At 71.5% G+C, this 8765-nt stretch carries 9 protein-coding genes; 7 read left to right on the top strand and 2 right to left on the bottom strand.

Features of this window, described 5'->3' with window-relative positions; all coding sequences use genetic code 11:
* Positions 1–31: 31 nt before the first annotated feature.
* The gene (locus ACIREO_RS34290) at positions 32–2215 is read right to left on the bottom strand and encodes a PQQ-binding-like beta-propeller repeat protein (RefSeq protein ID WP_404117522.1); all 2184 of its coding nucleotides are present in this window, start codon (positions 2213–2215) and stop codon (positions 32–34) included.
* Positions 2216–2338: 123 nt separating this feature from the next.
* On the opposite strand from ACIREO_RS34290, the gene ACIREO_RS34295 reads away from it, so the two are divergent.
* From ACIREO_RS34295 to proC, 6 genes are all read left to right on the top strand, one after another.
* The gene (locus ACIREO_RS34295) at positions 2339–2683 is read left to right on the top strand and encodes an SH3 domain-containing protein (protein WP_404117476.1); all 345 of its coding nucleotides are present in this window, start codon (positions 2339–2341) and stop codon (positions 2681–2683) included.
* 55 nt (positions 2684–2738) lie between these two features.
* Positions 2739–3293 (top strand): hypothetical protein, encoded by a 555-nt coding sequence (locus tag ACIREO_RS34300; RefSeq protein WP_404117479.1) that lies wholly within the window; start codon positions 2739–2741, stop codon positions 3291–3293.
* Between the two features lie 51 nt (positions 3294–3344).
* On the top strand, positions 3345–4109 hold the full coding sequence (locus tag ACIREO_RS34305) for a class I SAM-dependent methyltransferase (RefSeq protein WP_404117482.1): 765 nt from the start codon (positions 3345–3347) through the stop codon (positions 4107–4109).
* 101 nt (positions 4110–4210) lie between these two features.
* The gene (locus ACIREO_RS34310) at positions 4211–5017 is read left to right on the top strand and encodes an ABC transporter ATP-binding protein (RefSeq protein ID WP_404117484.1); all 807 of its coding nucleotides are present in this window, start codon (positions 4211–4213) and stop codon (positions 5015–5017) included.
* On the top strand, positions 5014–5772 hold the full coding sequence (locus ACIREO_RS34315) for an ABC transporter permease (RefSeq protein ID WP_404117486.1): 759 nt from the start codon (positions 5014–5016) through the stop codon (positions 5770–5772). The genes ACIREO_RS34310 and ACIREO_RS34315 overlap by 4 nt, the downstream gene beginning before the upstream one ends.
* Before the next feature lie 53 nt (positions 5773–5825).
* On the top strand, positions 5826–6635 hold the full coding sequence (gene proC / locus ACIREO_RS34320; RefSeq protein WP_404117487.1) for a pyrroline-5-carboxylate reductase: 810 nt from the start codon (positions 5826–5828) through the stop codon (positions 6633–6635).
* A gap of 20 nt (positions 6636–6655) precedes the next feature.
* Here proC and ACIREO_RS34325 read toward each other — a convergent pair whose 3' ends face one another.
* Positions 6656–7240, bottom strand: a complete 585-nt coding sequence (locus tag ACIREO_RS34325) for a cysteine hydrolase family protein (RefSeq protein ID WP_404117489.1) — start codon at positions 7238–7240, stop codon at positions 6656–6658.
* Between the two features lie 74 nt (positions 7241–7314).
* Here ACIREO_RS34325 and ACIREO_RS34330 point away from each other — a divergent pair, with 74 nt between their 5' ends.
* Entirely contained in the window at positions 7315–8328 is a 1014-nt protein-coding gene (locus ACIREO_RS34330; RefSeq protein ID WP_404117491.1) for a GlxA family transcriptional regulator, read from the top strand.
* Positions 8329–8765 lie beyond the last annotated feature (437 nt).

Raw genomic sequence — 8765 nt, forward strand, 5'->3', positions numbered from 1 at the left:
CTGGCTACCCCGTACGGCCCCGTCCCTGGTCTCACCAGTGGGCGGGGTCGTCCGCGTCCACGGCGAAGACGGACCCGTCGGGCGCGGTGCCGATGACGCTCCGGCCCACGACGACGGGGGAGGGCAGGGACGACGCGTGGCTGAGCTTCCCGCCCCTCAGCCGGGGACGCGTCTGGCCGAGCAGCGTCCCGTGTTCCGTGTCGACGGCGAGCAGCCGCCCGTCGGCGGCCGAGAAGTACAGCCGGCCGCCCGCTCCGACGACCGGCGCCGAGGTCGTGCTGACCGCCGTCTCCAGCCGCCACCGCTCGGCCCGCCCGGCGCCCGGACGTACGTCGACAGCCAGCAGCGTCCCGCCGCGCTCCAGCAGCAGGGCGGTCTCCCCGTCCATCACGGTCTCCGGCCCGTCCATCCGGAAGGGCAGCGGAACGCGGGTCGTGGTCCGCAGCACCGGGTCGTAGCGGACGAGCCCGGTGGTCTGCGCCTTCTGGTTCATCGAGGTCAGCACGAGCGACCCGTCCGACGTACCGGCGGGGGTGAGCATCCCGTCCAGCCTGCGCTGCCAGGCCGTCACGCCGGTCTTCGCCTCGATGGCCGTGACCAGGGTGGTGGTCCCCTGCGCCGAACTCTCGTACGCGTACGCGAGCCCGGTCCCGGCCTCGTACAGCGCGTAGCCCGGCGCCGCGTGCCCCGGGACGGAGCGCCGCCACCGGGATTCGCCGGTCGCCGCGTCGAGTGCCTGGAGCGTCCCGTCCTGGCGGGCCGTCAGCAGGGTGTCACCCGCGGGGAAGGGCGCGTCGAGGTACGCGGAGAGATCCCCGTGCCAGAGTTCTGTGCCCTTGTCGGGGGAGTACGCGCGGATCGCGCCGCTCGCCACGACGGTGTACGCCACGCTCCCGGAGACCGCGCCGGAGGGACTCGGGCCCTCGGAGTTCTTCGGCGACGTGTCCCGGTGAGCCCAGACCTCCCGGCCGTCCGAGGAGTCCAGCCGGACCGTGCCGTAGCCGGCGGAGACGCAGTACAGCGCCGGGGCCGCCGCCCCCAGGGTGCACGACGGTGTGGAGCCGCCCTGCGACAGCAGCGGTGTCTGCCACGGTACGAAGGCCGCCGCGCTCCCCTTCTTCGCACCGGGCTCCGGCTCCGGCACCCCGGAGCCGGAGCCCAGGCCTTCGACCGCCCAGAACCCTCCGGCCACCAGCACCGCCGCCGCGGCGACGGCCGCGAGCCGGCGCCGCGTGCGACGGCTCGCGGCCGGACCCGCCCCGGACGGCAGCCCGTCCGCCGCCCGCACATGCGTCGTCCCCTCGTCGGCCCCCTCGTCCGCCTCCAGGGACTCGACGGACTCGGCGGCGACCGGCCTGCGCTGGACGGGTATGAAGGCGGCGGCCTCGTACGACGGAGGGTGCAGCGCGGTCATGATCTCGTCCGGGGTGGGGCGCTCACCGGGGTCCTTGGCGAGGCAACGCCCGACCAGGGGCGCGAGATCCGCCGGCACCCCGGCCAGATCGGCTTCGTCGTGCACCACCTGGTAGGCCACGAGATACGGACTGTCCGAGTCGAAGGGCCCCCGCCCGGTCGCCGCGTGGACCAGCACCGCCCCGAGCGCGAACACGTCCGCGGCGGGGCCGACCTCGCGGGGCCGCTGGAACTGCTCGGGCGCCATGTACGGCGGCGAGCCGATCAGCTTGCCCGTCTCCGTGCGGAGATCGCTGTCGTACGGCCGGGAGATGCCGAAGTCGATGACCTTGGGCCCGGAGTCGGGGAGCAGCACGTTGCTCGGCTTGAGATCCCGGTGGATGACACCGGCACGGTGGATGTCGCGCAGCGCCTCGGCGAGCCCGGCCGTGAGCCTGCGCAGCTCGGCGGGGCTCATCGGCCCGTTCCGCTTCACCTGCGCGGCGAGCGTCGGGCCGGGGACGTACAGGGTGGCCATCCAGGGCAGCGCCGCCCCCGGATCGGCGTCCACGACCGGCGCGGTGAACGCTCCGCTGACGCGCCGTGCGGCCGCGACCTCCTGCCGGAAACGCGCCCTGAACTCCGGGTCGGCCGCGTGCTGGCGGTGCACCACCTTGACCGCGAGCTGCAGCCCGGACGCGGAGCGTGCCAGGTGCACGACACCCATGCCGCCCGCTCCGAGACATGCCTCGAGCCGGTACTGCCCGGCGTACCCAGGATGCTCCGCTTCCGGATGAGATCCGGTCCCTCGCAGCGGCGGCATCGCCCACCCCCGTGTGTTCGTGCGCAAGCGCGACGCACGGAGCCTAGTCGATGGTGCGTGCGAGAAGCGTGGGGCTTGTTAGCCTGCGCGTCACACGCATCGCTTTCAACGGGGGAGGCCCTCATGGGTGTTGAAGAGAACATCGCCGGCACAGTCACCACGGACGGCGCGGTCGCCGAGGCGGTCACGGAGGAGGAGTTGGAGACGCTCGCCGCGGGCACCGTCGTCTACCCGATCGCTCCCGGCTACCGCGTCAACGTCCGCAGGGGACCCGGCACGCAGTACGGGATCGTCCGGACCCTGCCGTACGGGATGAGCGTTCCGGTGTACTGCCAGAAGCCGGGGGAACGGGTGTCCGGTCCGTACGGCACGTCGAACGTCTGGGACAACATCGCCAACGGCCAGTTCGTGTCGGACGCCTATGTCCACACGGGCAGTGACGGCTACATCGCCCCGCGCTGCGACTGACGATCCCACGCGCGGTCGTCACGGAACCGGCACGCGTACGGGGATAATCGACTCCGTGAGCGAGAACAGCGAAGCCTCCGGAACGCCCTCGGCCGTGCCTTCGGGCTCCACCGCACCGGGCCCGCAGCCCGAATCCCTCCGTTTCTTCGGTACGACCTGGGTCGACCACGACGGCGGGTACGGGCTGCGGCGCGCGGGTGCCACCATCGGCTCGCTCGCCGCGGCCGTCGCCGCGTGCTTCGTCCTGCGCTTCGCCTACCAGGGCCTGGAGATCGCCGAGGTCGGCAGCCTCGTCGGCATGCTCGTCGTGCTGATGTTCGCGGTGTGCAGCGCCATCGCCTTCCGCAAGACCTGGGAGGGCTTCACCCGCCGCCCCGCCGACCCGTCCCACGACGACAGGCTGCGCGGCCTCAAGTCGATCGGCTTCATCGGCTCGCTGCTCGCCTACTTCATCCGCTCGTTCCAGGAGGCACCGGGCGAGAAGCTGCGTCGTACGGAGTACGAGACGGCGCTCGACCGGTACACGAAGCGCCGCTCCTCCCGGGCCGGCAACCCGGCGGCCCGCAAGGGTGCCAAGGGCGCCAAGGGGAAGCGCTCCGGGCGCAGGTAGGACTGACGCTTTCCACCCCCGCGTGCGCCGAGGCGCGTGCACGATGAACGCATGACCTCATCCACGCCCCGCGCCCTGTCGTTCGACAGCGCCGCCGCACAGTACGCAGCCGCGCGCCCCGGATACCCGCCCGCTCTCCTGGACACCGTCGAGGAGCTGGCCGGCCGCCCCCTCAGTGGCGCCCGCACCGTCGACGTCGGCGCGGGAACGGGCATCGCCACCCGGTTGCTGCACGCCCGGGGCGCCCTTGTCACGGCCGTGGAGCCGGGCCCCGGCATGGCGGGTGAGCTGCACCGGTCGCTGCCGTCCGTCCCCGTCGTCCGGGGCGACGGCAACCGTCTTCCGCTGGCCACCGCGTCGGCCGAACTGATCACCTACGCCCAGTCCTGGCACTGGACGGACCCCGCCCTGGCCCTCCCGGAAGCGCGCCGCGTCCTGCGCCCCGGTGGTGCGCTGGCGCTCTGGTGGAACGTCTCCGACGACTCCGTCCGCTGGATCGCCGACCAGGACACCCGGCTGCGCCGCCACCTCGGCGCGGACGACAGCGCCCACGGCACACCGGCCGATTCGCGGAACCTTTCGCAGCTCTCCGGAGGCGAGTTCGCGCAGCGGCTGCTGCCGTGGTCCCGGACGGTGCCGGTCGGCACACATCTCGCCAACCTCGCCAGCCACTCCGCCTTCCTGGTGCTCGGCGCGGCCGGCGAGGAGCCGACCCGCAGGTTCATGGAAGAGGAGCGCCGGCACCTGGCCGCCGTGTTCCCCGACGGCATGGTCGAGGAGCGTTACGTGGTCGAACTCGCCGTGCTGATCCCCTGACCGCTGATCGCCGGATGTCCTGATCCCCCGACCGCAGCCCGCCCTGACCCGGTGTGCCGTGTCCCTTGACGCGGCGCCCTCGGCGGGATCATATTCATCACATGATGAATTCTCTCCGAACTGCGGACGTGAGGGCCGTGGAGGCCCGCGCCCTCACCGTCGTACGAGGAGACCGCACCGTCCTGCGCGGCCTCGGCTTCACCGTCGAGCCGGGCAGGATCACCGGCCTCCTCGGCCCGTCGGGCTGCGGCAAGTCCACGCTCATGAGGGCCGTCGTCGGCACCCAGGCCAAGGTCACGGGCACCCTCGACGTCCTGGGCCGCCCCGCAGGCCACCCCTCCCTGCGGGCCCGCGTCGGCTACGTCACCCAGGCCCCGTCGGTCTACTCGGACCTCACCGTCAGGCAGAACCTGGACTACTTCGCGGCAGTGCTCCAGCCGGGCCGCGCCCACCGGGCCCACCGCGAGGAAGCCGTCACCCGCGCCATCGGGGACGTCGACCTCACCAGCCACGCCGACGCACTCGCCGGGAACCTCTCCGGCGGCCAGCTCAGCCGCGTCTCCCTCGCCGTCGCCCTGCTCGGCACCCCCGAGCTCCTGGTCCTCGACGAGCCGACCGTCGGCCTCGACCCCGTGCTGCGCCGCGATCTCTGGGACCTCTTCCACACCCTCGCCGCCGACCGGGGCACCACGATCCTCGTCTCCTCCCACGTCATGGACGAGGCGGAACGCTGCCACCGGCTGCTGCTCATGCGCGAGGGCCGGATCCTCGCCGACGACACCCCCGACGCCCTCCGCACCCGTACCGGCTCCGCCACCGTCGAAGAGGCGTTTCTCCACCTCGTGGACGAGGCAGCCGCGGACGAGGCAGCCGCGGACGAGGCAGCCGCCCGTCAGGAGAGCCGATGAGCACCGACGCCCCCGCACTCTCCCCGGCCCGGACCCTCGCCACCGCCGGACGCGTCCTGCGCCAGCTCCGTCACGACCCCCGGACCATTGCGCTGCTGCTGATCGTCCCGGTCCTGATGATCACGCTCCTGCGCTACGTCTTCGACGCGGACGCCCGGACCTTCGACGCCATCGGCGCCTCGCTGCTCGGCATCTTCCCGCTGATCACGATGTTCCTCGTGACCTCGATCGCCACCCTCCGCGAACGCACCTCGGGCACCCTGGAACGCCTCCTCGCCATGCCACTCGGCAAGGGCGACCTGATCGCCGGATACGCACTGGCCTTCGGGGCCGTCGCCGTCGCCCAGTCGCTCCTGGCCACCGCGATGTCCGTCTGGGTCCTCGGACTGGACGTCGTCGGATCCCCTTGGCTGCTGCTCCTGGTCGCCCTGCTCGACGCGCTCCTCGGCACGGCGCTCGGCCTGTTCGTCTCGGCCTTCGCCGCCTCGGAGTTCCAGGCGGTCCAGTTCATGCCCGCCGTGATCTTCCCGCAGCTGCTGCTGTGCGGACTGTTCACACCGCGCGACCGGATGCACCCGGTGCTCGAAACCGTCTCCGACGTCCTGCCGATGTCGTACGCCGTCGACGGGATGAACCAGGTCCTCACCCACACCGACATCACCGCCGACTTCTACCGCGACATCCTGATCGTCGCCGGCTGCGCCCTGCTCGTCCTCTGTCTGGGCGCCGCCACCCTCCGCCGCCGCACCGGCTGACGGCGCGGTGCGAGGATGGCCGCCAACGATGAGCCACCCGGAGGATGAACCGCATGACCCAGACAGTCGCAGTCCTCGGTACAGGAAAGATCGGCGAGGCCCTGCTCAGCGGCATGATCAGGGCAGGCTGGCCGGTGCGCGACCTGCTGGTGACCACCCGCCGCGCCGAGCGCGCCGAGAAGCTCCGTACCCGCTACGGCGTCGAGGCGGTCACGAACGCCGAGGCAGCCAAGAGCGCCGACATCCTCATTCTCGCGGTCAAACCCCAGGACATGGGAAAGCTCCTCGACGAGCTCGCCCCGCACGTCACCGCAGACCGCCTCGTCATCAGTGCCGCCGCCGGCATCACGACCGGTTTCATCGAGGACAGCCTCGCCCCCGGCACCCCGGTCGTACGCGTCATGCCGAACACCCCCGTCCTGGTGGACGAGGGCATGTCCGTCATCTCCGCCGGCAGCCACGCCACCGCCGAGCACCTCGACCACGCCGAGGCCATCTTCGGCGGCGTCGGCAAGACGCTCCGGGTCCCCGAGTCCCAGCAGGACGCCGCCACGGCGCTCTCCGGCTCGGGACCCGCGTACTTCTACTTCCTCGTCGAGGCGATGACCGACGCCGGCATCCTGCTCGGCCTGCCCCGCGCCCAGGCCCATGACCTGATCGTCCAGGCCGCCATCGGCGCGGCGGTCATGCTCCGGGACAGCGGCGAACACCCGGTCAAGCTCCGCGAGGCCGTCACCAGCCCGGCCGGCACCACCATCAGCGCCATCCGGGAACTGGAGAACCACGGCGTGCGGGCCGCTCTCATCGCCGCACTCGAAGCGGCCCGCGACCGAAGCCGGGAGCTTGCGACGGGCAACGGCTGACCGCCCGGGCCGGTAGCCGGCTACTTCACCGCGGCCACCAGCTCCGCGCTGCGCACCACCTCCGCGAACCCACCGCCGTGCAACGTCACGGCGGTGGCCCGCGACAGCTCCCGCGCGCTCAGCTTCCAGCCCCACGGGCCCACCTCGTCGAAGGTGTACGTCGCGTCGAGCGCGAAGAACACCTCGTAGCCGAGATTGCCGCCCATGCGCGCCGTCGTCTCCGCGCACATGTTCGTCTGGATTCCCGCCACCACGAACTGCCGTACTCCGGCCTCCCGCAGCCAGGTGTCCAGACCGGGAGTTCCGTAGAAGGCGGAGTTCACCGACTTCGTCAGGAACAGCTCCGGCCCCCGGCCCTTTCCTCGCCGCTCCTCGACGTACTCCTTGAACGCGTTCCCCGAATACCCCACCCGCAGGGGCGAATCCGGCTTCGGCGAGTCATGCCGTACGAAGACGACCGGCCTGGCGCTCGCCTGCCAGGCATCGATCAGCTCCGCGATGTTCCGATCGGCCTCCGGGTTGTCACGCGGCCCCCAGTACTCCTCCTCCTCGAATCCCTGCTGTACATCGACCACCACGAGCGCTGCGTTCTCCGCGATCTCCATAGGCATCACTGTCCTCCCGGCTGCGGTCCGTTCCCAGAAGCCGGAAAGCCATCGATCGATGCTTTACTGCCACCATGACCGCCACGCCGAACCGCCCCGGACGCATCGCCCTGGTCGCCTTTCCCGGCGTGCGGGCCTTCGACGTCTCGGTCATCACGGAGGTCTGGGGAGTGGACCGCACGGACCGTGGGGTTCCCGCCTTCGAGCTGCGACGCGTGGCGAGCGAGCCGGACCCCGTCCAGCTCCGGGGCGGCCTGTCCCTCACCCCGGACCGGACCCTGGCCTGGCTGGCCCGCGCGGACCTGATCGTGGTCCCGGGGCTGGACGACCACCTGACGCCCGCCCCCGGAGCGGTGCTCGAAGCCCTGCGTCGCGCCCACGACCGGGGCACCCCGCTCGCGGCGCTCTGCGGCGGGGCTTTCACGCTCGCCCAGGCCGGACTCCTGGACGGCCGCAGGGCCGTCACCCACTGGAACCTCACCGAGCTGCTCCAGGCGCAGCATCCCCGGGTGACCGTGATGCGGGACGCCCTCTTCCTGCACCAGGACAACATCTGGACCTCGGCCGGCACCGCGGCCGGAATCGACCTCTGTCTGCATCTGGTGCGGACGACCCATGGAGCCGAGGCGGCGGCAACGATCGCCCGTTCGATGGTCACGGCTCCGTTCCGCACCGGGTCCCAGGCGCAGTTCATCGAGCACCCCACGCCACGTGAGGACCGAGACGCGGACGCACTCGCGGAGGCCCGCGCCCATGCGGTGGCCCATCTGGCGGAGCCCCACACAGTGAGCGGGCTGGCCGCCCGCGCCGGCATGTCGGCTCGCACGTTCGCCCGCCGTTTCCAGGCCACGACGGGTACGACGCCGATGCGCTGGCTGATCACCCAGCGCATCGCCGCAGCCCAGAAGCTCCTGGAGAGGACCGACCTGGCGGTCCCGGAGGTGGCCCGCCGCGCGGGGTTCGGCAGCGAGATCACGATGCGCCAGCACTTCGCGACGCACCTGGACACCAGCCCGCGCGACTACAGGCTGGCCTTCCATGACAGGGGAGGGCCGGGCGAGGTTGACACGCCCGGACCGGATCCGTAGTGTGCTCCGAGTTGTCCGACGTGAGCGCCGACCCCGGTCGGTCCCCGGACAGCCATTCCGCAGTAACCACTCGAAACGAGCGACATCTGTCGTGCGTTTTTACGTGCACACGTGCGAAATGGGGAATCAGCGTTCGAAGGTGACCCGATTAGCGTCGGGGCCCGGGATTCCGCTAAAGTCTCACTCGTCGGAACGGCCCAAGGGCCGGGACGGCGACCCCCCGCTGACTGGGAATCAGGCCCGAAAGGATCTGATAGAGTCGGACTCGCCGGAAAGGGAAACGCGAAAGCGAAGAACTGGAAAGCGAATCAGTAGGATCCCGCTTCGGCCGGGAATCGGACGCGAAAGAGTCTGATAGAGTCGGAAACGCAAGAACGAAGGGAAGCGCCCGGAGGGCCCCGGTGAAACGGGACCGAAGGAAGCGTCCGTTCCTTGAG

This window comes from Streptomyces sp. NPDC102441 (assembly GCF_044765585.1).
GTDB lineage: Bacteria > Actinomycetota > Actinomycetes > Streptomycetales > Streptomycetaceae > Streptomyces.

Bases quoted from the DNA above. Each gene is read 5' to 3' on its own strand.
- proC (WP_404117487.1), top strand. From the start codon at position 5,826: ATGACCCAGACAGTCGCAGTCCTCGGTACAGGAAAGATCGGCGAGGCC.
- ACIREO_RS34315 (WP_404117486.1), top strand. From the start codon at position 5,014: ATGAGCACCGACGCCCCCGCACTCTCCCCGGCCCGGACCCTCGCCACC.
- ACIREO_RS34305 (WP_404117482.1), top strand. From the start codon at position 3,345: ATGACCTCATCCACGCCCCGCGCCCTGTCGTTCGACAGCGCCGCCGCA.
- ACIREO_RS34295 (WP_404117476.1), top strand. From the start codon at position 2,339: ATGGGTGTTGAAGAGAACATCGCCGGCACAGTCACCACGGACGGCGCG.
- ACIREO_RS34330 (WP_404117491.1), top strand. From the start codon at position 7,315: ATGACCGCCACGCCGAACCGCCCCGGACGCATCGCCCTGGTCGCCTTT.
- ACIREO_RS34310 (WP_404117484.1), top strand. From the start codon at position 4,211: ATGATGAATTCTCTCCGAACTGCGGACGTGAGGGCCGTGGAGGCCCGC.
- ACIREO_RS34325 (WP_404117489.1), bottom strand. From the start codon at position 7,240: ATGGAGATCGCGGAGAACGCAGCGCTCGTGGTGGTCGATGTACAGCAG.
- ACIREO_RS34290 (WP_404117522.1), bottom strand. From the start codon at position 2,215: ATGCCGCCGCTGCGAGGGACCGGATCTCATCCGGAAGCGGAGCATCCT.